This window comes from Streptomyces sp. NPDC051183 (genome assembly GCF_040682455.1).
GTDB lineage: Bacteria > Actinomycetota > Actinomycetes > Streptomycetales > Streptomycetaceae > Streptomyces.
Genome location: NZ_JBFBBA010000057.1, coordinates 1 through 19,911 on the forward strand (window position 1 = coordinate 1; position 19,911 = coordinate 19,911).

Consider the following 19,911-nt stretch of genomic DNA (forward strand, 5'->3'; position numbering starts at 1 on the left):
GGCAGTCGTCAGGCGCACTCGCGGCGTCAAGCCCGTCACCGCAAGGTAGACGGGAATCTCCTTCCTGAGCTTGCGAAGGGAGGAGAGCACTTCAATGGCGCAGCATCGACCACAAGTCCTCGCTCTACGACGACGCCCCCATGCCGTACGCCCAGTTCTTCGACGGGGGCCAGGCCCTGCACGGCCGCCCCGGCGACCTCTACGCCCACGGCGGCTCCGCGGGCTGCGTCAACCTCTCGGTCCCCGACGCCGCACGTCTGTGGGACCTGCTCGGCGAGGGCGATGCGGTCTACGTCTGGGGCACCAAGCCCGGTACCGAGGACTGATCCCGCCGCCCTCCCGGCACTTGGGACGGAACGGTGACAAGACCGTGGCTCTTCGTGATCCCCCCATGTGATTACCTGTCGACATGCGCGCGACTGCCCGCGCGCGGGGGACATGGGGAGAGTAAGAGTGAACCTGCAGCCGAGGCGCGGTCGCGTCCGCGTTGGCCTGCCGGCCCTCCTGCTGGGTGCGGCGCTGCTGCTCACCAGCGCGTGCAGCGGCGGCGGCGAGGGCGGCGGCACCGGCGGGAGCGGTGGCGGGGACGGCGGGAGCGGCAAGACCGGTACCGAGGCGTCCAAGGCCGTCGTGAGCGTCAAGCCGGACGACGGGGCCAAGGAGGTCGCCACCAGCGGCGTCCTGAAGATAACCAGCACCGGCGGCAAGCTCACCACGGTGACCGTCGCCGACACCAAGGGCAACGCGGTGGAGGGCAAGCTCGCCGACGACGGCGCGAGCTGGGAGCCCGTCCGCCACCTCGCCTCGGCCACCGAGTACAAGGTGCACGCGGTCGCCAAGGACGAGGCCGGCCGGGAGTCCGCCAAGGACACCGCCTTCACCACCCTCACCCCGGTGAACACCTTCGTGGGCCACTACACGCCCGAGGACGGCTCGACCGTCGGCGTGGGCATGCCGGTCTCCATCAACTTCACCCGCGGCATCACCAACCCCGAGGCCGTCGAGAAGGCCATCACGGTGACGGCCGAGCCGGCCGTGCCGATCGAGGGCCACTGGTTCGGCAACGACCGCCTCGACTTCCGTCCCGAGAAGTACTGGGCCGCGGGCACGAAGGTCACCGTGAAGCTCGCCCTCGACGGGGTCGAGGGCCGCCCGGGCGTCTACGGCAAGCAGACCCGTACGGTCACCTTCAACGTCGGCCGCTCGCAGGTCTCCACGGTCGACGCGAGCGAGCACACCATGGAGGTCGTCCGCGACGGCCAGCTGCTCAAGAAGATCCCGATCACCGCGGGCGCCCCGTCGACGACCACGTACAACGGGCAGATGGTCATCAGCGAGAAGTACAAGGTGACCCGGATGAACGGCGCGACCGTCGGCTTCGGCGGCGAGTACGACATCTCCGACGTCCCGCACGCGATGCGGCTGTCGAACTCGGGCACCTTCGTCCACGGCAACTACTGGGCCTCCTCCGGCACTTTCGGCTCGGAGAACGTCAGCCACGGCTGCGTCGGCCTGAAGGACGTCCGCGGCGCCGGAGACGGCAACCAGCCCGCCGCCTGGTTCTTCAACGAGTCGCTGATCGGCGACGTGGTCGTCGTGAAGAACTCCAAGGACAAGCAGATCGCCCCGGACAACGGACTCAACGGCTGGAACATGGACTGGGCGGAGTGGATCAAGTAGTCCCCCGTACGCGGTTCCAGGTGGCCCGGTGCTGTGACCCACAGCACCCGGCCACTCCCGGTTAACCGGCGCTAACCTTCCCCGTATGACCATCTCTCTCGAAGTCTCCGAAGGCGTCGGCACCATCCTCCTGGACCGGCCGCCCATGAACGCCCTGGACATCGCGGCCCAGGACCGGCTGCGCGAGCTCGCCGTGGAGGCGACCGACCGGAGCGACGTCCGGGCCGTCGTCATCTACGGCGGCGAGAAGGTGTTCGCGGCCGGCGCGGACATCAAGGAGATGCAGACGATGGACCACGCGGCGATGATCGCCCGGTCCCGCGCCCTGCAGGACTCCTTCACCGCCGTGGCCCGGATCCCCAAGCCCGTCGTCGCGGCCGTCACCGGCTACGCCCTGGGCGGCGGCTGCGAGCTGGCGCTGTGCGCCGACTTCCGGATCGCCGCCGACAACGCGAAGCTCGGACAGCCCGAGATCCTGCTCGGCCTGATCCCGGGCGCGGGCGGCACCCAGCGGCTGTCCCGGCTGGTCGGCCCGTCCAAGGCCAAGGACCTGATCTTCACCGGCCGCATGGTCAAGGCCGAAGAGGCCCTGACCCTCGGCCTGGTGGACCGGGTCGTGCCCGCCGCCGAGGTGTACGAGCAGGCGCACGCCTGGGCCGCCAAGCTCGCGCAGGGCCCGGCCATCGCGCTGCGCGCGGCCAAGGAGTGCGTGGACGCCGGCCTGGAGGCCGACATCGACACCGGGCTCGCCATCGAACGCAACTGGTTCGCGGGCCTGTTCGCCACCGAGGACCGCGAGCGCGGGATGCGCAGCTTCGTCGAAGAGGGCCCGGGCAAGGCCAAGTTCCTCTGAGCCTCCCCTGGATCCGCCCGCGTACGGGGCCCCCGGACCGGGGGCCCCGTCGTGCGTTCCGGGGCGGAAGCACGACGCGGGCAACCGATTTCGCGGAGCCGGTGGTCTAGGGGGCGAGGGGGTGTTCGATGCAAGCCGAGCAAGAAGCTCAGTTCCAGGCCTTCGTCAGCGCGCGCTGGCCGTCCCTGGTGCGGACCGCGTACCTGCTGACCGGCGACCCGCACGACGCGGAGGACCTGACCCAGACCGCGCTGGCCAAGGCGTACCGGTCGTGGCGCCGGGTGTGGCGCAGCGACCATCCGGACGCGTACGTCCGGCGGATGCTGGTGACCTGCAACAGCGACCGCTTCCGCAAGCGCCGGGTCGCGGAGCGGCTGACGGCCGCGCCGCCCGAGACGTGCGTACGGGACTCCGCCGCGGCCTGGGCCGACGAGCGGAACGCGCTGATGGCCGCGCTGGCCGTGCTGCCCGCCCGGCAGCGGGCCGTGGTGGTGATGCGGTACTGGGAGGACCTCTCCGAGAGCGAGGTCGCCGATGTCATGGGGTGTTCCCGGGGCACGGTCAAGAGCCAGGCCTCCAAGGCCCTGGCGAAGCTGCGCGTGCACCCCGGGCTCGCCCAGGTGATGGACGGGCCGGTCCGAACGGCGACGACGAAGCAGGGGGAGATCCGATGACGGCACGCGAGAACGGGACCCGGGGCGAGGAAGACCTCGGGGCGTTCGAACTGGGCCTGCGGCAGCGGCTGGCCGAGGGTGCGCGGGAGGTGTACCCGGCGGCCGCCCCCTACCCGGCGATCGTCGAGCGGGGCCGCCGCGAGAGGCGCCGGCGGCTGGCGGCGGCGGGCGCGGCGCTGGTCGTGCTGGGCCTCGTACCGGTGGTGGCCCTTGCGCTCCCCGGCCGGGACGCTCCGGCGAACGGCGCCACGGTGACCTCGGTGCCGGAGCCGTCCACGGCCGCCCCTGCGCCGCCGACGGCGAACGCGCCGGCCGGGCCCGGGGCTCCCGCGACCCCCGGTCAGCTGGCCGACGGGATCACCATGGCCGCGGCGGCCGAGGGGCTGGAGCAGTGCCTGGCCTTCGGCCCCCCGGGCGGCGCCTCGGGCGGTGGGCCGCTCGGCAGGGACGCCGTCGGGAAGCCCGAGGACTACCGGATCCTGCTCGCGCACCGCAGCACGGGCAATGACAACTCCCCGGGCGACGGCCGGTTCGTCGTGGCGGTCAAGGACGGGCCGACACCGGTCCGGCTCATCTGCCGGATCGTGGACGGCGAGGTGAGCGGGCGCAACACCTCGTCCGGCAGGGACGGCAACCCCGAGCGCGGGGCCGTCGTACCCGACATGAACGGCGGCAAGCTCTTCCTCCAGCGCCTGAGCACGGAGGGCCCGTGGAAGCTGCCGTACCGCTGGGGGAGCATCGGCACCGTCGACGAGCGGGTGGCCAGGGTGACGGTCACCTACGGGGGCGCCACGGTCGAAGCGGCCCTGGACCACGGCTGGTTCGCGGCCACCGGGATCCTGGAGCGCAGTGTGGTCAACTCGCCCCGGATCAAGGGGTACGACGCCCAGGGCAAGCAGATCTACGACTCCGACGGGGACAGGGCCTACGACAGGCTGATCCCGTGATCCTCCCTTTGTGTGGATTAGGCAGGCCTTAAGGCAACCTTAAGGAGAAACGATGATCCACCCAGCGTGATCATTGCGATGCGCAATGTAATCGCAGGTCAGGCGGGTATCGCGAGCATCCGCTTGCCAATCGCATATGACAGGACGCCCCTTCGGAATCCTTGATTCCGGGGGGTGTTTTCCCGCGGAACGCCCCGGACGGGTGCGTCGGCCGTCCATGATGGGTGCATGGCGGGCCTGGAGGGTGTGGAACAGCCGCGGCAGCGCAGCAGCGCTTCCGCCTTACGGTTCACGGCGGCGATCGAGGACGAACAAGGCCTCAAGGCGCTGGAGTTGTACGGGAATCCGGCCGAGGCAGAAGTGACACTCCCGTCCATGCCGGAATCGGCGAGCACCGCCCGGCGGCTCACCCAGTGCGTGGTGATCCGGCTCTGGGGCCTCTCGCCGCAGATCGCCGAGCACACCGTCCTGCTGGTCTCGGAACTCGTGGGCAACGCGGTCCGCCACACCGGAGCCCGGTCGTTCGGCTTACGGATGCTCCGGCGGCGCGGCTGGATCCGGATCGAGGTGCGCGACCCCTCGCGCGGACTGCCCTGCCTGATGCCGGTGCACGAACTCGACACCACCGGCCGGGGCTTGTTCCTCGTCGACAAGCTCTCCGACCGCTGGGGCGCCGATCTGCTCCCGCGCGGCAAGATCACCTGGTTCGAGATGCGGGTGGCCGACCGCTAGCTGGTGCGGCGGCGCGGCTGGTTGGCCGGCGACGTCCGCATCGGGCCGGTCGGCGGCGCCGATTCACCGAAGTCGCGCAGGTCGTAGCGGATGACGGTGTGGCGCTCCGCCAGGCCGGGCGCGGCCGGGTCCCACCCGGTAACGCAGAAACCCCCTGTCGCCGTGGTGGGGCGCTGCGGGGGTTTCATGGGTGCGCCGAGGATCGAAGGGGGTGTGATCCTCGGCGTGGCGACTTCGCTCGGGTCAACGGGAAGTCGTGATTCCGACTATGGCAGACGAGGGACCAAACGCCAAAAGTCCCAAGTTGGACATAAGTGTGCAGATCGTAAGAGTTTCCACCTAAAATCAAGGTGAGCTGGGCCACGTACCTCGTAATCTATGAATAAGTATGGGCTGCCCTGTGTGAATCGTTGATCACATAGCGGACAGTCCACCGATTGGGCCCCCCTCGGCGAAGGTCCCGAATTGGGTCAATCATTACCTTCGGGGTCATCCACCCCTTAAATGGGCAGGTGCTCTGCTATCCGGACCGCCGAACCGTCCTCCGCGCCGGCGCGGCGGTCGCCGCCGGTGCCCTCACCGCCGCCTGCGGCGCGGGCGGCCGCACCGCTCCCGCCGCACCCGCCGCGACGGCGCCCGCCAAGGCCGCCGCGCCCGCCAAGCCCGCCCGCGCGGCGGCCGGCCCGCGCCGGTTCGCCGGGCAGCCCGTGGAGATCGGGCACGGGCCGCGCGAGCGCCCCCGGGTCGCCCTGACCTTCCACGGCAACGGTGAGCCGGCCATCGCCAAGGCCGTGCTCGCCGAGGCGGAGCGCGCGGGCGCGCGGGTGACCGTACTGGCCATCGGCGCCTGGCTCGACGCCCACCCGGACATGGCCCGGCGGATCCTGGACGGCGGCCACGAACTCGGCAACCACACACAGAACCACCTCGCGATCAACAACCTGCCCGAGGCCCGGGCGCACGCCGAGATCACCGCCTGCGCCGACCGGCTCAAGCGGCTCACCGGGTCCATCGGCACCTGGTTCCGCCCCTCCCAGACGCAGTACGCGAGCCCGCTCGTACGCAGACTCGCCCAGCGGGCGGGCTACCCGCACGTCCTCTCGTACGACGTCGACTCCCTCGACTTCACCTCGCCCGGCGCCGCGGCCGTCATCCGCACCGTCGCCGGGACGATCCAAGGCGGATCGGTGGTGAGCCTGCACTTCGGCTACGCGGACACGGTCGACGCGATGCCGCCCCTCCTCGAAGAACTCGCGCGCCGCGAACTGCGCGCGGTGACCACCACGGAGCTGCTGACCCCATGACGACCACCCGCCTTCCCCGGAAGGCCACCGCGCTGCTGGCCGGTCTGGTCCTCGCCGCCCTCGCCGGCTGCGGAGCAGCCGACAAGGGACCCGCCGAGGCGCTCGGCACCAAGGGGCCGGCCGCGCCCGCCAAGGTCGTGCCGGCCGTACCGGCCGCGCCGCCGGGCCTCGCCGGGATGCCGCCGGTCCTCGACCCCAACGACGTGTACGCGGCCGACCGGCCGAACAAACTCTCCCCGGTGGTCAAGGACTTCCCGTCCCGCGTGTACGTGCCGAACACCAACTCCAACACGGTGTCCGTCATCGACCCGGCGACCTACAAGGTCATCGACACCATCCCGGTCGGCATCCAGCCCCAGCACGTGGTGCCGTCCTGGGACATGAAGACCCTCTGGGTCAACAACAACCGCGGCCACACGCTGACCCCGATCAACCCGGCCACCGGTGAGGCCGGCAATCCGGTCGAGGTGCACGACCCGTACAACCTGTACTTCACGCCCAACGGCAAGTACGCGATCGTCATGGCGTCGATGGACAAGGAACTGGTGTTCCGCGATCCGCACACGATGAACCGGGTGAAAACCGTCCCCGTCACCTGTTTCGGCGTCAATCACGCCGACTTCTCCGCCGACGGCAGGTACTTCATCGTCTCCTGCGAGTTCTCCGGTGAACTCCTCAAGGTCGACACGGAGAAGATGGAGGTCGTCGGCCAGCAGAAACTGCCGTTCGAGGGCGCGATGCCGCAGGACGTCAAGGTCTCCCCGGACGGGAAGACCTTCTACGTCGCGGACATGATGGCGCACGGGATGTGGGTGCTCAGCGGCGACAAGTTCGAGACGCCCAAGCTGCTGCCGACCGGTAAGGGCTGCCACGGTCTGTACGTCAGCCGCGACTCCAAGGAGATGTACGTCTCCAACCGGGGCGAAGGCAGCATCTCGGTCTTCGACTTCGCGCAGAACAGGCTGACGAAGAAGTGGGAGCTGCCCGACGGCGGCAGCCCCGACATGGGCGGGGTCTCCGCCGACGGCAAGGTGCTGTGGCTGTCGGGCCGCTACAACTCCGAGGTCTACGCGATCGACACGGTCAGCGGCAAGCAGATCGCCAAGATCCCGGTCGGCGGCGGACCGCACGGCCTCGCCGTGTACCCGCAGCCCGGCCGCTACTCGCTCGGCCACACCGGCATCTTCCGGTAGCCGGACACGACGGTGCCCCGGGAGCTCGCACAGCTCCCGGGGCACCGTCGCGTCATGCGGACCCCGACTACCAGGCGACGGGCAGTCGTTCCGGCAGCCGCTTGATGAAGCCGGTGCGCCATACGAGGTTCTCCGCGGGCACCGCGAGCCGCAGCTCGGGCAGCCGCTCGACCAGCACCTCCAGGGCGATCTCGGCGTGCGCCCGGCCCAGCGCGGAGGCCGGGCAGAAGTGCCGGCCGGCGCCGAAGGCCAGGTTGGCGTTGGAACCCTCGCGCTCCAGGTCCAGCTCGTCCGGGTTCTCGAAGGCCTCCGGGTCGAAGTTGGCCCCCTCCAGCAGGACGAGGACCAGTTCTCCCTCCTTCACCAGCACGTCGCCGACCTGGACGTCCGCCATTGCGATGCGCGGCAGGCCGTCACCGACCGACAGGTTCCAGCGCAGCAGCTCATCGACCGCCTTCCCCATGCGCTCCGGGTGCTTGCGCAGGTACCCGATCAGCTCGGGCTTCTGGAGCAGCGCCAGGACCGCGAGGGTGAGGAAGGCCGAGGTGGAGACCGCGCCGGCGCCGAAGAGGGAGACGGCGACGGTCGCGAACATGTCGTCGGTCAGGTGCGCCGACTCCGGGTCCGCCTCCTTCAGCCCGGCGAACTTGCCGAGGAGCCCCGTACGCTCCTCGGCGGGCAGCGCGAGCTGTGCCTTCAGCCGGTCCTCGAAGTAGCCGACGTCCTTGTACCAGTTGAGCGCCGAGTCGGCGAACGGCTCGCGCGCGGTCATGAACGCGACGTCCAGCCCCGACATCAGACGCCGCCAGTCCTCGAACGGCACCCCCAGCACCTGGCAGTGCATGGCCGCCGAGAAGGGGTCGGCGAACCCCGCCCGGAGGTCTGCCGGACCGCCCTCGGCGACCAGCTGGTCGATGAGCTCCCCGGCCTTGGCGCGCAGCCAGTCCTGGAGCCCCTTCTGGCGCGGGTTGAGCGCCTTCATGACCGCGTTGCGCAGTCCGGCGCTGTTGATGTTGCCCATGTTGTTGACGACCTCGGGCGGGATCGTCAGCGCGTACTGGCGGGGGACCCCGGCGTTCGCCGTGTCCTTGAGGCTGAAGCGCTCGTCCTCCAGCACCTGCTTGGCCAGCGCGTAGCTGCTCACCAGCCAGGCCGGGTCCCCGGTGAGGGTGCGGACCTTGGCGACGGGGGCCTTCTCGCGCAGCCAGGTGCACTCCTCGGGGAGCACGTCACCGCGCCGCGAGAGCGGGAAGTCGAGGAGCGGCTGCTCCTGGATCTCCCGGCCCTCAAGCTGCTCGACGCTCATCGACGTTCCTTTCGGTTGGTGCGTGGTTCGTGGTGGGTACGGCGGCCGCGGCCTCGGCCGGTTCGGGCCGGACGACGGCGTACGCCTGGTTCCGGGTCGCGCGCAGGCCCCCGCCCCGCGCGAACAGGACATCGGTCATCGGCATCTTGACGTGGTAGGCCGCCACCGAGGACGGGACGTCGAGAATGCTCGGGGTGTCCACGAAGAACGGCAGCTCGGCTGCCATGTAATCGAAACAGACCTGCAACTGGCTGTCCGTGATGGATTCACCTTCCGGCAACTTGGAGCCGACAAAGTGGAGGGCCATTTCCTCGCAGCCCTTACGGAATTCGTCGTCGGTCTCCAGGAAATGCAGCACGCGCCGGTGCAGTAGTTGGTACACGGGATTCGCCTGGAACTCCGAAAGTGCCCTCACGCGAATCTCGGCGTGCGGAGGTCCTGATTCCTCCACGCCCTTGAGAATCCTTCGCCGGACTGCCTTGATTTCCTTCGTCGCGCGCTTCTCGGCGTGTTCCCGGGTGTAGCCGAAAGCGGCGAACATCCGATCGACATGGAGGTCTGCGTAGACGAAGTCGACCTGCGCGAAGCGGGTCGTGGCCCATCGGGCGAGGCTGGTGATGCGCTCGGAACTGAAGTAGCTGTTTCCAGGACTGACTCCGATGAGCACATGGTCGCCGTCTTCCCAGATATGGCGGCAGGTGCGGGTGAAGGGCAGAACTTCGAATGATGCGTCGGCTGTGATCGTCACCTGTGTGATCGCCCTTGTTGCCGCTTGTCCCTGGGAGCCCTGCGCTCCTGGTGTGGCGGCAATGTCGGTACGTTATGCCGTGGCCCCGGAGCGTGACAAGTGGGGGTCCGATTTGTTGGCTGGAATTATCGCTTCCGCATTGCGGAAGGGTAATCGAATTTCTATCTGCCGCTCGAACGGGACCCGCGGGACGGACGGGGGCCGCAGGCCGCTACCCTGAGCCGGTCAACAAGCACCAAGAAGGGGTGGACCCAGTGGCGGACATCGAGAGCGCACGGGCGACGTTCGGCAAGTTCGACGCCGACGGCGACGGCTTCATCACGGCCGACGAGTACAGCGCGGCCATGAAGGCCATGGGTGACGCCTTCGTCACCGGCGCGGTCGCGGACGCCGTGATAGCCGCCAAGGACACCGACGGCGACAAGCTCCTCAGCTTCGACGAGTTCTGGGCCTCCCTCAACAAGTAGGCCCGCACCGAGCAGGCCCCGCACCGCCCCCGCCCGCCTGCCGCAGCGGGGGCGCGTCAGGCCATGTCCTCGACCTCGCCGAGGGCCTCCTCCAGCCAGGCCAGCCAGAAGCTCTCCAGGGCGATCCCGCCGTGCAGCACGAGCCGGCGCAGCCGGTCCTCGACGGCGTCCCGCCCCGGGGGGAAGTCCTTCGCCTCGATGGCCTCGTACTTCGCCAGCTGGTCCCGGTGCAGCTCCAGGTGCCGGCGCAGCTCGGCGCCCAGCCCCTGCGGCCCCACCACGCCCGCCGCGCGGATCCGCAGCAGCAGCGGGTCGCGCATCGGCTTCGGGTCCTGGCTCTCGCCGACCCACCGGGCCAGCTCCGCGCTGCCGTCGGGGAGGACCTCGTACTCCTTCTTCTGCCCCCGTACGGGCACCTCGCTCGGCAGCGCGCGGATCAGCCCGGCCTCCTCCAGCCGGCCGAGCTCGCGGTAGATCTGCTGGTGCGTGGCCGACCAGAAGTACGCGATCGACTTGTCGAACCGCCGGGTCAGCTCCAGCCCCGACGAGGGCTTCTCCAGCAGGGCGGTGAGGATGGCGTGCGGCAGCGACATGCGGCCATCCTAGGTTTGCGGCGCCCGCGTCAGCGCAAGGCCGCGAGGGCCTCCGGAGTGCGGGGGCCCGGGGCCGCCTCGGGCAGCAGACCGTGGGCGCGCAGGAAGGCCGTCACCGCCGGGGACCAGGCCTGGCGCAGGCCCGCCGAGGCCAGCAGGGCGGGGTCCGACAGGAGGGTCCCCGCCGGGCCGAAGCGGATGCCCGACGGGGTCAGGACCGCCGCGTCGTCGGCCCAGCGGACCGCCAGGTCCACGTCGTGCGTTGCCATGACCACCGTGGTGCCCTGCGCACGCAGGCCCGCCAGGGCGTCCAGCAGCCGCTCCTGCCCGTCCGGGTCCAGGCCCGCCGTCGGCTCGTCCAGGATCAGCACGCGCGGAGCCATCGCCACCGCGCCCGCGATGGCCGCGCGCTTGCGCTGCCCGTACGAGAGCAGGTGCGTCGGGCGGTCGCGCAGGGCCGTGATGTCCAGGGCCGCCAGCGCCGAGTCCACGCGGGCCCGTACCTCCTGCGGCGCCAGGCCCATGTTCATCGGGCCGAAGGACACGTCCTGCTCCACCGAGGCGGCGAAGAGCTGGTCGTCCGGGTCCTGGACCACCAGCTGGACCGCCGTGCGCAGGCGCGTCAGGCCCTTGCGGTCGTGGCCGACCTCCGCGCCGTCGAGCCGCAGCGTGCCCGTACCGGGGCGCAGGCCCCCGCTCAGCAGCCGCATCAGCGTGGTCTTCCCGCTGCCGTTGCGGCCCAGCAGGACCAGTGCCCGCCCCTGCGCGATGCCGAAGTCCACGCCGGACAGCACGGCCGGGCCGTCCTCGTACGCGTAGCCCGCGCCCACCAGTTCCACCAACGGCCTCACAGGTAAAGCCCCTTCAGCAGGAGAGTCAGGGTGATCAGTGCGGCCAGCAGGGCCGCGGTCCCCGCCAGGAACCGCCACGACAGCGCCGCCTCCGGTACGAGGACCCGCAGCGCGCCGTCGTAGCCGCGCCCGGCCAGCCCCACCTGGAGCCGGGCCGCGCGGTCGAAGGCCCGTACGAACGAGGTCGCGGCGAGCCCCGCCAGGGACCGCCACACCGCGGCCCGGCCGGTGTGCCCGAGCCGGGCCGCCTGGGCCCGGCGGACCTGGGCCATCGAGTCCAGGAGCAGGAACCCGATCCGGTACATGACCAGGGCCACGTCCACCACCGGGGCCGGCACCCCCGCCCGCACCAGCCGCGGCAGCACGTCCGAGACCGGGGTGGTGAAGGCGAACAGCAGCACGCCCAGCGAGGCGGCCGAGGTGCGCAGCAGCAGCTCCGCCGCATGGCGCGGCCCGTCGGGGGCGAGCGAGAGCGGCCCGGCCGGACCGCCGACGGCGAACAGCAGCGGCAGCGCCCCGGTGAAGCAGAAGCCGAGCGGGATCCGGAAGGCGCGCCACAGCTGCCGTCCCCCCACCCCGGCGGGGCCGAGCAGCAGGGCGAGGGTCGCCGCGCCGACCAGCGGCCCGCCGGGCCAGGGCGGGAGGGACACGGCGGTGACCGTCAGCCCGAGGCCCAGCAGGGCCTTCTCCAGCGGGTGGCGGCAGCGCCAGCGGCTGCTGTGGGCCGCTACGTCGATGGGCAGCACCGCCTAGGACTCCGGGGCGGCTTCGGCGGCGGCCTCGCGCGCGGCGGCCTCACCCTGGCGGCGGCCCTTGCGCACGCCGAAGTAGTACGCGAGAACTCCCGCTCCGATGGCGGCCTGCAACGCGAACAGCGCCGACTCGACTTCCCCGGACGGGGGCTCGTACAGGGGGGAGAACCACGGCTCGTAGTCCGGCTTGAGCTCGGTGATGGCCGCTTCCGCCTGCGCGTCGGCACCCGCGAACGGCTCCTCCTTGCCCTCGCCCAGCCCCAGCGCGAGCGGGAGCACGGCGAGCGCCGCCACCAGGAGCAGCAGCAGGGCGTTGACCTTCGTGTTCTTGTTCATCTTGATGCCCATCAGGCCGCCGCCTCCTGCTGCTTGTCCCGGGTGAGCTTCGCGACGCCCAGGCGGACCAGGTCCGACTTGCTGGACTGCATGAGCAGCCGCATCACGAGGACGGTCAGCAGGCCCTCGCTCACCGCGAGCGGGATCTGGGTGACCGCGAAGATCCCGCCGAACTTCGCGAGCGCGCCGGGGAAGCCCGTGCCCGGGTCCGGGAAGGCCAGCGCCAGCTGCACGCTGGTGACGCAGTAGGTGACCAGGTCGGCGAAGAAGGCTCCGAAGAAGACGGTCACCATCAGCGGGAGGTCGAAGCGGCGCAGCAGCCGGTAGACCCCGTAGCCCGCCCAGGGGCCCGCGACGGCCATGGAGAAGACGTTGGCGCCGAGCGTGGTCAGCCCGCCGTGCGCCAGCAGGAGCGCCTGGAACAGCAGGGTGATCGTGCCGAGCACGGCCATGATCGGCGGCCGGAACAGGATCGCTCCGAGCCCGGTCCCGGTGGGGTGGGAGCAACTACCCGTCACCGAAGGGATCTTCAGGGCGGAAAGGACGAAGGTGAACGCTCCGGACGCCCCGAGCAGCAGCGTGCTCTCGGGGTTCGCCTTCACCTCACGGGTGAGGGCCCGGACGCCGTGCACGACGAAGGGGGCGGACGCGGCGCCCCAGGCGACCGCGTGCAAAGGGGGCAGGAACCCCTCGGCTATATGCATGAGTAGGGAGACCTCTCCAGCACCTCGTGGATGGACAACGCGCCCCGGCCGGTCTCCTGGCTCACGGGTGCTGATGCCCTGTCTCCGCCTTCCCGGGCGGCGCGGAACCTCCCGCACAGCCCAGTGGCTTTCCCGCAGGAGTGGAGCCGGACTTCCCGTTCACAGTGGCGAGGGCCGCGCCGGTTTTCCACCGGCTTCCCGAACACCAAGGCCCGCTGACCCTAGTCGCCCGGACGGACCGCTAACAACTTGCACCGATTCGTACGGCCGCGGTCCGGTGGCGGGCCCGCGCGGCGCCGGGGAGGGTGGGGGAATGGCCGCTGACTTCGACTACTCGGACCTGACCGCCGTCTACGTGAACTGCACCCTCAAACGCTCGCCCGAGACCAGCAACACCGAGGGCCTGATCGACAGGAGCCGCGCCGTCATGGCGGCGGCCGGCGTACGGACCTCGCTGATCCGCGCCGTGGACCACGACATCGCCACCGGTGTCTGGCCGGACATGACCGAGCACGGCTGGGAGAGCGACCAGTGGCCGGTCCTGTACAGCCAGATCATGGACGCCGACATCCTCGTGCTCTGCGGCCCGATCTGGCTCGGCGACAACAGCTCCGTGATGAAGCAGGTGATCGAGCGGCTCTACGCCTGCTCCTCGATCCTGAACGAGCGGGGCCAGTACGCGTACTACGGGCGCGTCGGCGGGGCGCTGATCACCGGGAACGAGGACGGCGTCAAGCACTGCGCCATGAACATCCTCTACAGCCTCCAGCACCTCGGCTACGCGATCCCCCCGCAGGCCGACGCCGGCTGGATCGGCGAGGCCGGGCCCGGACCCTCGTACCTCGACCCCGGATCGGGCGGCCCGGAGAACGACTTCACCAACCGGAACACCGCCTTCATGTCGTGGAACCTGATGCACCTGGCCGCCCTCCTCAAACGGGCCGGCGGCATGCCGGCGCACGGCAACCAGCGCTCCGAGTGGGACGCGGGCTGCCGCTTCGACTTCCCCAACCCCGAGCACCGCTGAGCCGCCCGCCGCGCCGCGGCCCTACGCGGGCACCTCCGCCAGGGCCGACTCCAACTGCGCCAGCAGGGGCCGGGCATCCATCCGGCGGCAGCTAGCCAGCGCCTCCTCCAGCAGAGCCCGGGCCCCCGCCGCGTCCCCCGAAGTCAGCAGCGCGCGGGCCAGCGGCGGCACGGCCAGGGCCCGCACCAGGCTCTGCCCCGAGCGGCGGCCCAGCCCGTCGGCCTCCCACAAGTGGTGCAGCGCCGCGGCCGTGTCCGAGCGCGCCAGGGCGATCCGGCCGAGCCCGATGCGGGCCGCGCTCTGGCCCGCCAGGTCGCCCGAGCCGACGGTGAAGGCCAGGATCTCGCCGAAACCCGCCTCCGCCTCGGCGAGCCGCCCCAGCACGCGCTGGGCATCGGCGACCCAGCGCAGCATGCACATCCGGGGCCAGGCCGCGCCGCCCGCCCCGGCGACCGCCAGCGCCTCGCGCAGCACCGGCAGTGCGCGGCCGGTCTCGCCGCGCGCGAACAGCACCTGGCCGATGCCGCGCAGCGCGTGGGCGTGGCCGTAGTGGTCGCCGGCCGCCTCGAAGACCGGGGCGATGCGCCGGCAGCGCCGCTCCGCCTCGGCGAGCCGGCCCTGGACCCGGTCGAGGTAGGAGAGCAGCCAGCCCGCGTACGCCGCCCCGTGCGCGTCCCCGAGCTCCTCGAACAGCGCCTCCCCTTCGGCCAGCATCTCCCCGGCCGCGCCCCACTCCTCGCGGCAGGTCCGCAGCCGGCCCAGGCCGACCAGCATCACCGCCTCGCCGGTGCGGTCTCCGGCCGAGCGGGCCGCCGTCAGCCCCGCCTCCTGGACCGCCTGCCAGCCGGCCAGGTCGCTGCGCAGGTCGAAGACGTACTCCCCGGCCGCCGCCAGCTCCCAGCAGGCGTACGGATCCACGCGCCCGGCCTGCCGTACGGTCGCCACGAGCGCGTCCCGCTCGGCCCCCAGCCAGCGCACCGGCTCGGCGCGCGGCCCCGCGAGCACCGCCGGGTCGGGGACCCGGGCGGCCGTGCGCCCGCCCAGCCCGGGGTAGTCCAGGCCCTGGTGGGCCCGCCGGCCCTCGCGCGCCAGCGCCACCCAGCAGGCCAGCACCCGGCGCACCACGCGCGTGGCGTCCCCGGAGCCCCCGGCGCCCGGGGCGCTCGCGGCGGGGGCGGCGAGCTCGCGGCCGAAGGCACGGACCAGGTCGTGCATCCGGTAGCGCGACTGCCCCGCCCCGTCGCGGCCGGCTACCTCCAGCAGATGCGCCGACACCAGGGCGTCGAGGGCCTCCTCGGCGGCGGCGAGCGGCCGGTCCAGCACGGCGGCCGCCGTCCAGGACGCGCAGTCGGGGGCGTCGAGCAGCGCCAGCCCGCGCAGGAGTGCCCGCGCGTCGCCCGGCAGCGCGCGGTAGCTGAGCCGCAGCCCGGCCCGTACCCCGTCGAGCACGTCCAGCCGGGCCCGCTCGTCCCCCAGCCGCGCCGCCAGCCGGGCCAGGTCCCGGTGCGGGAACGCGGCCAGTTCGGCCCCGACGATCCGCAGCGCGAGCGGCAGCCGCCCGCACAGCCGCACCAGCTCGCGGGCCGCCCCCGGTTCGGCCGCGACCCGCCCGGCCCCGGCGATCCGGCCGAGGAGCCCGAGCGCGGTCGGCTCGTCCAGCAGCGGCAGCTCCAGGGCCACCCGGCGCTCCAGCCCCGCGAGCCGCCGGCGGGCAGTGACGAGTACGGCACTGCCGCCCGGGGAACCCGGCAGCAGGGCCCGGACCTGCGCCTCGGACGCGGCGTTGTCGAGCACCACCAGCACCCGCCGGTCCGCGAGCAGGCTCCGGTACAGGGCCGCGCGCTCGCCCGGCTCCGCGGGCACGGCCGGACCGTCCACGCCGAGCCCGCGCAGGAAAGCGGCCAGCACCTCGGCCGGGTCCGCGGCGCCGGCCGGGTCGGCGCCGCGCAGGTCGGTGTGGAGCTGCCCGTCGGGGAACTCCCCGCGCAGCGCGTGCGCGACCCGCAGCGCGAGCGCCGTCTTCCCGACCCCGGGCGGCCCGGTGATCACGCACACCCCGCCGTCGGCCTCCCGGAGCCCCCGGGTGAGCGCGGCCGCCTCGTCCTCCCGGCCGACGAAGGCCACCGTCCCGGCGGGCAGTTGTGCGGGCCGCCGCCCCGTCCCGTCGGTCCCCTGCTCCGGCAACTGCCGCCCGCCCCCTGCGGGGACCTGCGCCGCCCGGCCCGGCGCCGAGCCGTCCGGGCCCGTTCCGGTGGGGTGTCGGTGTCGGGCCGACGGGTGCTGCGCCGTCTGCCGCGGGCCCGGCGTCGGCTCGGTCGGACCGGGGGCCGGGGGCGTCCAGCGCAGGGCCGGGTCGTCCGCCAGGACCCGTGCGTGCAGCGCGCGGAGCTCCGGGCGCGGGTCCAGGCCCGTCCCCTCGGCCAGCTGCGCGCGGGCGCGGGCGAAGACCGCCAGGGCCTCGCCGCGCCGCCCCGCACGGTGGAGCGCCAGCACGTGCAGCTCCACCAGCCGCTCCCGCAAGGGGTGTTCGGCGGTGAGCCCGGCCAGCTCCGCGCAGGCCTCCGCGTGCCGGCCGAGGTCGAGGTCCGCGGCCAGCGCCCGCTCCACGCAGTCGAGCCGCTCCTGCGCCAGCCGGGCCGCCGCGGCCTCGAAGACCCGGCCGCGCAGTCCGCCCAGCGCCACCGGGCCGCGCCACAACTCCAGCGCCCGGCCGAGCAGTCGCCGGATCTCGGCCGGGTCGGCGCAGGCCGCGGCCGCCCGCCGCAGCCGCGCGAACTCCCGTAGGTCCACCTCCGCCCGGCCCGGCTCCAGGACGAACCCCGCCTCCGTACGCGCCACCGGAAGCCCGAGCCGGCGCAGCGCGGCCGCGACGTTCTGCAACTGCTCCCGGGCCGTCACCGGCGGGTCGTCCCACACCGCGGCCGCCAGCCCGGCGGCCGGGACCACCCGGCCCGCCTCCAGCAGCAGCGCCGCCAGCACCCGCCGGCTGCGCGGCCCGCCGAGCGCCAACGGGCGGGCGTCCAGGGTGGCTTCCACCGGCCCCAGGACGGAGAGGACCAAGGTCATGGCGGACTCCGGGCACCGGTCGGCGGACGGATGGGCGACGCGTGGCCGGCGGATGGGACACCGGTGGGCGCCGATCGTAACCTCTGCCCACCCGGTCGGAGCAGGGGTCGTTCCCATTCCGCTCCGCCCCGGCCGCGGGGGCGCCCGGGTCCGGCCTCCCACCTCCCCGGCCCACGGCGAACGGCGCCCCCTTCCATCTCTTCCGAGAGGACCTCCCCATGCGTACCCGCACGCGCACCGCCACCTCCACGGGCACCGCGCTGCTCACCGTCGCCGTGCTCGGCCTGGCCGGCCTCGCCGCGCCCCGGGCCTCGGCGGCCACTCCCACCGGGCCCGCCGTCGCCGTGGCGATGGGCGACAGCTTCATCTCCGGCGAGGCCGGGCGCTGGCTCGGCAACACCGACCGCTACGCGGGCAGCCGCGAGGGCACCGACCGGGCCTGGACGGGCGGTTCGAACTACGACCCGGCCAAGGTGTACGGGGCCACGGGCGCGGTCGGCGGCTGCCACCGCTCCGACGTCTCGGAGATCGCCAAGGCCCCGCTGCCCGGCATCGACGAGCGCGTCAACCTCGCCTGCTCGGGCGCGGAGACGGTCAACGTGCTCAGCGCCGCGAAGGGCGGGCAGCCGTACAACGGCGAGGCCCCGCAGACGGACCGGCTCGCGGCGCTCGCGAAGACCAAGCGGGTCAAGCTGATCGCGCTGTCGGTCGGCGGGAACGACCTCGGCTTCGGCCGGATCATCGGCGACTGCGCGTACGACTGGTACTTCCGGCGGCTGTGCTGGAAGAAGCAGGCGCCGGTCGTCGAGCAGAAGCTGCCCGGGGTGCAGGCCAAGGTCACGGCGGTGGTGGACGACATCCGCGCCACGATGCGGGCCGCCGGGTACGCGGACGGCGACTACCGGCTCGTACTGCAGTCCTACCCGTCGCCGATCCCCGGCGGAGAGTCCTTCCGGCTGGGCCAGAACGACTCGGACCGGATGTTCAAGGACGGGTGCCCCTTCAACGACCGCGACGCGGACTGGGCGGCGTACACGCTCGTTCCGCAGATCGGCGGCATGGTCGAGTCGGTGGCGACCGCACGCGGGACGGACTTCATGGATCTGCGGGACGCGCTCGCCGGTCACGAGGTGTGCTCGCTCGGCACCCGGCAGGTCGGCCCGGGCGGACCGGACCCGCGTCAGCACGAGTGGTTCCGCTTCCTGGACTACGCCAACACGCAGGGCACGCTGGAGGAGTCCATGCACCCGAACGCCTACGGCCAGCAGGCGATGGGCGCCTGCCTGGGCCTGGTGGCCGCGGCGGCCCCCGGCCGCTACGAGTGCGCCCAGGACTGGTTCGGCAACGGCGACCCGGGCAGGATGCGGCTCCGCCCGGCGGGCTGAGGCCGGCGGAGCGCGGTGTCCGGGGCGCGCGGCGGCGCCCCGGACACCGGGCGCTCAGCAGACGGCGGGATGCGGGAAGTCGACGACGAGCCGCTCCGGCGAGTGCAGGACCGAGGTGCTGTAGGTCGGCTTGGTGTCGAAGGCGGCGCCGAAGGTGACGTACCCCTCGAAGTCGCCGGTCAGGGCGATCCCCTTGAGCTTGCTCAGGTAGATCTTCTGGAGCTTGGGACCCTGGTAGACGTTGTTCCCCGCGTCGTCGTGCCCGGCGGCGGGGTGCAGGCGGATCGACAGGAAGTGGTTCCCGGCCAGCGGCACGGGCTTGCCGGACCCGTCGTAGACCAGCTCGGGTACGGCGGTGACCGTGACCGGGGGCACGTACCCCTGGAGGTCGATGACGAGCCGGTCGTACGTGCAGTGCCCGCCCCAGCGGGCATTGACGACGAGCGGGGTCTGGGTGCGGGTGGCGGCGGAGGCCGGTGCGGCCAGGCCGATGCCCGCGGTGAGCAGGGCGCCCGTGATCAGGGCGGTGACCTGGCGGCGACGTAGGCGGTTCATGGCGTCCCTCCGAATCTCCTCAGACGGGACAAACGGGTGTCACTGATGAGGACACCGCCGCCGCGCCCCCGGTTCCAGGGGGCGCCGCCCCGCCGGCCCTCAGCGCAGCAGCAGGGCGCTCAGCTCGGCGTCGAGGTCGTAGTGGCGCTGCTCGTGCCCGCGCGGCACCAGCTGCGTCATCCGCCGGCACAGCTCCCGCACGTCCTTGGCCCGGGCGGACACCACGCAGCTCTGCGCGCCGTTGCTGAAGGCGAGGAAGATCCGCGGCTCGCTGCCCTCCCAGCGCGGCCAGACCTGGATGTCGCCCTCGCCGGTGGCGCAGACCTGCCCGTCGAGCAGCAGCTCCCGGGAGAACACCCAGCGCGCCAGATGCATCCCGGCGCCCTCGAAGTCGAGGGTGACCTCGTAGGGCCGCTCGGAGCGGTACGCGAAGACGCCCCGCAGCGGGACGGATACGGGCGTGGCCTCCAGCCGGAGCGGCAGGACGCGGTGTTCGGTGCAGGACATGCGGCCCGCCTCTCTCTCGGCGTGGGGGATTTCCCGCCCACTCGGGCAAGTTAGCCCACGCCCCGGCGGCGCCCCCGTGCCAAAGGTCCTGTGAGGCCGGGTCCCTCGACCTTTTTCCGCCAGGACGCCGGGGGCGCACGGGGGCGGACGGGTGCACGGCGCCCCGCCCGGCGCCGGCAACGGAAAAGGGCCCGGCGCGTACGCCGGGCCCCTCCTCGTCAGTCGTGGCGG

The 19,911-nt window shown here is 72.6% G+C and carries 21 protein-coding genes, 1 pseudogene and 1 riboswitch; of the genes and pseudogenes, 11 read left to right on the top strand and 11 right to left on the bottom strand.

The genetic code is table 11. From position 1 onward, the window contains the following. Window positions 1-86 precede the first annotated feature (86 nt). From AB0M99_RS33515 to AB0M99_RS33540, 6 genes and pseudogenes are all read left to right on the top strand, one after another. A pseudogene (locus AB0M99_RS33515) lies at window positions 87-326 on the top strand (L,D-transpeptidase); the annotation flags it as partial. A 133-nt stretch (window positions 327-459) separates the two neighbouring features. After that, window positions 460-1,680, top strand: a complete 1,221-nt coding sequence (locus tag AB0M99_RS33520; RefSeq protein WP_365927316.1) for an Ig-like domain-containing protein — start codon at window positions 460-462, stop codon at window positions 1,678-1,680. A gap of 85 nt (window positions 1,681-1,765) precedes the next feature. Further along, window positions 1,766-2,533 carry an enoyl-CoA hydratase-related protein gene (locus AB0M99_RS33525; RefSeq protein WP_365927252.1) on the top strand — a complete coding sequence of 256 codons (768 nt, stop codon included), beginning with the start codon at window positions 1,766-1,768 and terminating at the stop codon, window positions 2,531-2,533. Between the two features lie 128 nt (window positions 2,534-2,661). Continuing rightward, on the top strand, window positions 2,662-3,207 hold the full coding sequence (locus AB0M99_RS33530) for a SigE family RNA polymerase sigma factor (protein ID WP_365927254.1): 546 nt from the start codon (window positions 2,662-2,664) through the stop codon (window positions 3,205-3,207). Next, complete coding sequence (locus tag AB0M99_RS33535; protein ID WP_365927256.1) at window positions 3,204-4,154, top strand: hypothetical protein; 951 nt, start codon at window positions 3,204-3,206, stop codon at window positions 4,152-4,154. The genes AB0M99_RS33530 and AB0M99_RS33535 overlap by 4 nt, the downstream gene beginning before the upstream one ends. A 174-nt stretch (window positions 4,155-4,328) precedes the next feature. After that, complete coding sequence (locus tag AB0M99_RS33540; RefSeq protein WP_365927258.1) at window positions 4,329-4,886, top strand: ATP-binding protein; 558 nt, start codon at window positions 4,329-4,331, stop codon at window positions 4,884-4,886. Here AB0M99_RS33540 and AB0M99_RS33545 read toward each other — a convergent pair. Continuing rightward, window positions 4,883-5,074: a hypothetical protein gene (locus tag AB0M99_RS33545; protein WP_365927260.1), complete on the bottom strand. Its 192-nt coding sequence runs from the start codon at window positions 5,072-5,074 to the stop codon at window positions 4,883-4,885. The two genes, AB0M99_RS33540 and AB0M99_RS33545, sit on opposite strands and share 4 nt — an antisense overlap. Window positions 5,075-5,398: 324 nt before the next feature. Between AB0M99_RS33545 and AB0M99_RS33550 the strand changes: the two genes are divergently transcribed. Next, on the top strand, window positions 5,399-6,190 hold the full coding sequence (locus tag AB0M99_RS33550) for a polysaccharide deacetylase family protein (RefSeq protein ID WP_365927262.1): 792 nt from the start codon (window positions 5,399-5,401) through the stop codon (window positions 6,188-6,190). Beyond that, window positions 6,187-7,383 carry a YncE family protein gene (locus AB0M99_RS33555; protein ID WP_365927264.1) on the top strand — a complete coding sequence of 399 codons (1,197 nt, stop codon included), beginning with the start codon at window positions 6,187-6,189 and terminating at the stop codon, window positions 7,381-7,383. The genes AB0M99_RS33550 and AB0M99_RS33555 overlap by 4 nt, the downstream gene beginning before the upstream one ends. A 67-nt stretch (window positions 7,384-7,450) precedes the next feature. Here AB0M99_RS33555 and AB0M99_RS33560 read toward each other — a convergent pair whose 3' ends face one another. Continuing rightward, entirely contained in the window at window positions 7,451-8,689 is a 1,239-nt protein-coding gene (locus AB0M99_RS33560) for a cytochrome P450 (RefSeq protein WP_365927266.1), read from the bottom strand. Then, complete coding sequence (locus AB0M99_RS33565) at window positions 8,670-9,437, bottom strand: tRNA-dependent cyclodipeptide synthase (protein ID WP_365927268.1); 768 nt, start codon at window positions 9,435-9,437, stop codon at window positions 8,670-8,672. The genes AB0M99_RS33560 and AB0M99_RS33565 overlap by 20 nt, the downstream gene beginning before the upstream one ends. Window positions 9,438-9,691: 254 nt before the next feature. On the opposite strand from AB0M99_RS33565, the gene AB0M99_RS33570 reads away from it, so the two are divergent. Beyond that, window positions 9,692-9,904: an EF-hand domain-containing protein gene (locus AB0M99_RS33570; protein ID WP_365927318.1), complete on the top strand. Its 213-nt coding sequence runs from the start codon at window positions 9,692-9,694 to the stop codon at window positions 9,902-9,904. Between the two features lie 56 nt (window positions 9,905-9,960). Here the strand turns inward: AB0M99_RS33570 and AB0M99_RS33575 are convergent, their stop codons facing one another. The 5 genes from AB0M99_RS33575 to AB0M99_RS33595 are packed head-to-tail and all read right to left on the bottom strand — an operon-like array spanning window position 9,961 to window position 13,140. Continuing rightward, on the bottom strand, window positions 9,961-10,497 hold the full coding sequence (locus AB0M99_RS33575; protein WP_365927270.1) for a PadR family transcriptional regulator: 537 nt from the start codon (window positions 10,495-10,497) through the stop codon (window positions 9,961-9,963). A 29-nt stretch (window positions 10,498-10,526) separates the two neighbouring features. Further along, window positions 10,527-11,348 (bottom strand): ATP-binding cassette domain-containing protein, encoded by an 822-nt coding sequence (locus AB0M99_RS33580; protein ID WP_365927272.1) that lies wholly within the window; start codon window positions 11,346-11,348, stop codon window positions 10,527-10,529. Beyond that, window positions 11,345-12,094 (bottom strand): cobalt ECF transporter T component CbiQ, encoded by a 750-nt coding sequence (gene cbiQ / locus AB0M99_RS33585; RefSeq protein ID WP_365927274.1) that lies wholly within the window; start codon window positions 12,092-12,094, stop codon window positions 11,345-11,347. Before cbiQ ends, AB0M99_RS33580 begins: the two co-directional genes overlap by 4 nt. Window positions 12,095-12,097: 3 nt before the next feature. Continuing rightward, window positions 12,098-12,436 (bottom strand): energy-coupling factor ABC transporter substrate-binding protein, encoded by a 339-nt coding sequence (locus AB0M99_RS33590; RefSeq protein WP_365927320.1) that lies wholly within the window; start codon window positions 12,434-12,436, stop codon window positions 12,098-12,100. Window positions 12,437-12,447: 11 nt separating this feature from the next. Beyond that, the gene (locus AB0M99_RS33595) at window positions 12,448-13,140 is read right to left on the bottom strand and encodes an energy-coupling factor ABC transporter permease (RefSeq protein WP_365927276.1); all 693 of its coding nucleotides are present in this window, start codon (window positions 13,138-13,140) and stop codon (window positions 12,448-12,450) included. 28 nt (window positions 13,141-13,168) lie between these two features. After that, window positions 13,169-13,388: riboswitch (cobalamin riboswitch) on the bottom strand. A 65-nt stretch (window positions 13,389-13,453) separates the two neighbouring features. Between AB0M99_RS33595 and AB0M99_RS33600 the strand changes: the two genes are divergently transcribed. Next, complete coding sequence (locus AB0M99_RS33600) at window positions 13,454-14,167, top strand: flavodoxin family protein (protein ID WP_365927278.1); 714 nt, start codon at window positions 13,454-13,456, stop codon at window positions 14,165-14,167. A gap of 21 nt (window positions 14,168-14,188) precedes the next feature. On the opposite strand, the gene AB0M99_RS33605 is transcribed toward AB0M99_RS33600, so the two are convergent. Further along, entirely contained in the window at window positions 14,189-17,233 is a 3,045-nt protein-coding gene (locus AB0M99_RS33605; RefSeq protein ID WP_365927280.1) for a BTAD domain-containing putative transcriptional regulator, read from the bottom strand. Between the two features lie 218 nt (window positions 17,234-17,451). Between AB0M99_RS33605 and AB0M99_RS33610 the strand changes: the two genes are divergently transcribed. After that, a complete protein-coding gene (locus tag AB0M99_RS33610; RefSeq protein WP_365927282.1) occupies window positions 17,452-18,618 on the top strand; it encodes a hypothetical protein in 1,167 nt (388 codons plus the stop codon). A gap of 54 nt (window positions 18,619-18,672) precedes the next feature. On the opposite strand, the gene AB0M99_RS33615 is transcribed toward AB0M99_RS33610, so the two are convergent. Beyond that, on the bottom strand, window positions 18,673-19,173 hold the full coding sequence (locus AB0M99_RS33615; protein WP_365927284.1) for a hypothetical protein: 501 nt from the start codon (window positions 19,171-19,173) through the stop codon (window positions 18,673-18,675). 99 nt (window positions 19,174-19,272) lie between these two features. After that, window positions 19,273-19,680 carry an SsgA family sporulation/cell division regulator gene (locus AB0M99_RS33620; RefSeq protein ID WP_365927286.1) on the bottom strand — a complete coding sequence of 136 codons (408 nt, stop codon included), beginning with the start codon at window positions 19,678-19,680 and terminating at the stop codon, window positions 19,273-19,275. Window positions 19,681-19,911 lie beyond the last annotated feature (231 nt).

Excerpts from the sequence above, each read along its gene's own strand:
- AB0M99_RS33525 (WP_365927252.1), top strand. The coding sequence starts at position 1,766 with ATGACCATCTCTCTCGAAGTCTCCGAAGGCGTCGGCACCATCCTCCTG.
- AB0M99_RS33600 (WP_365927278.1), top strand. The coding sequence starts at position 13,454 with ATGGCCGCTGACTTCGACTACTCGGACCTGACCGCCGTCTACGTGAAC.
- AB0M99_RS33615 (WP_365927284.1), bottom strand. The coding sequence starts at position 19,173 with ATGAACCGCCTACGTCGCCGCCAGGTCACCGCCCTGATCACGGGCGCC.
- AB0M99_RS33535 (WP_365927256.1), top strand. The coding sequence starts at position 3,204 with ATGACGGCACGCGAGAACGGGACCCGGGGCGAGGAAGACCTCGGGGCG.
- AB0M99_RS33590 (WP_365927320.1), bottom strand. The coding sequence starts at position 12,436 with ATGAACAAGAACACGAAGGTCAACGCCCTGCTGCTGCTCCTGGTGGCG.
- AB0M99_RS33560 (WP_365927266.1), bottom strand. The coding sequence starts at position 8,689 with ATGAGCGTCGAGCAGCTTGAGGGCCGGGAGATCCAGGAGCAGCCGCTC.
- AB0M99_RS33555 (WP_365927264.1), top strand. The coding sequence starts at position 6,187 with ATGACGACCACCCGCCTTCCCCGGAAGGCCACCGCGCTGCTGGCCGGT.
- AB0M99_RS33620 (WP_365927286.1), bottom strand. The coding sequence starts at position 19,680 with ATGTCCTGCACCGAACACCGCGTCCTGCCGCTCCGGCTGGAGGCCACG.
- AB0M99_RS33545 (WP_365927260.1), bottom strand. The coding sequence starts at position 5,074 with ATGAAACCCCCGCAGCGCCCCACCACGGCGACAGGGGGTTTCTGCGTT.
- AB0M99_RS33575 (WP_365927270.1), bottom strand. The coding sequence starts at position 10,497 with ATGTCGCTGCCGCACGCCATCCTCACCGCCCTGCTGGAGAAGCCCTCG.
- AB0M99_RS33610 (WP_365927282.1), top strand. The coding sequence starts at position 17,452 with ATGCGTACCCGCACGCGCACCGCCACCTCCACGGGCACCGCGCTGCTC.
- AB0M99_RS33530 (WP_365927254.1), top strand. The coding sequence starts at position 2,662 with ATGCAAGCCGAGCAAGAAGCTCAGTTCCAGGCCTTCGTCAGCGCGCGC.
- AB0M99_RS33605 (WP_365927280.1), bottom strand. The coding sequence starts at position 17,233 with ATGACCTTGGTCCTCTCCGTCCTGGGGCCGGTGGAAGCCACCCTGGAC.
- AB0M99_RS33595 (WP_365927276.1), bottom strand. The coding sequence starts at position 13,140 with ATGCATATAGCCGAGGGGTTCCTGCCCCCTTTGCACGCGGTCGCCTGG.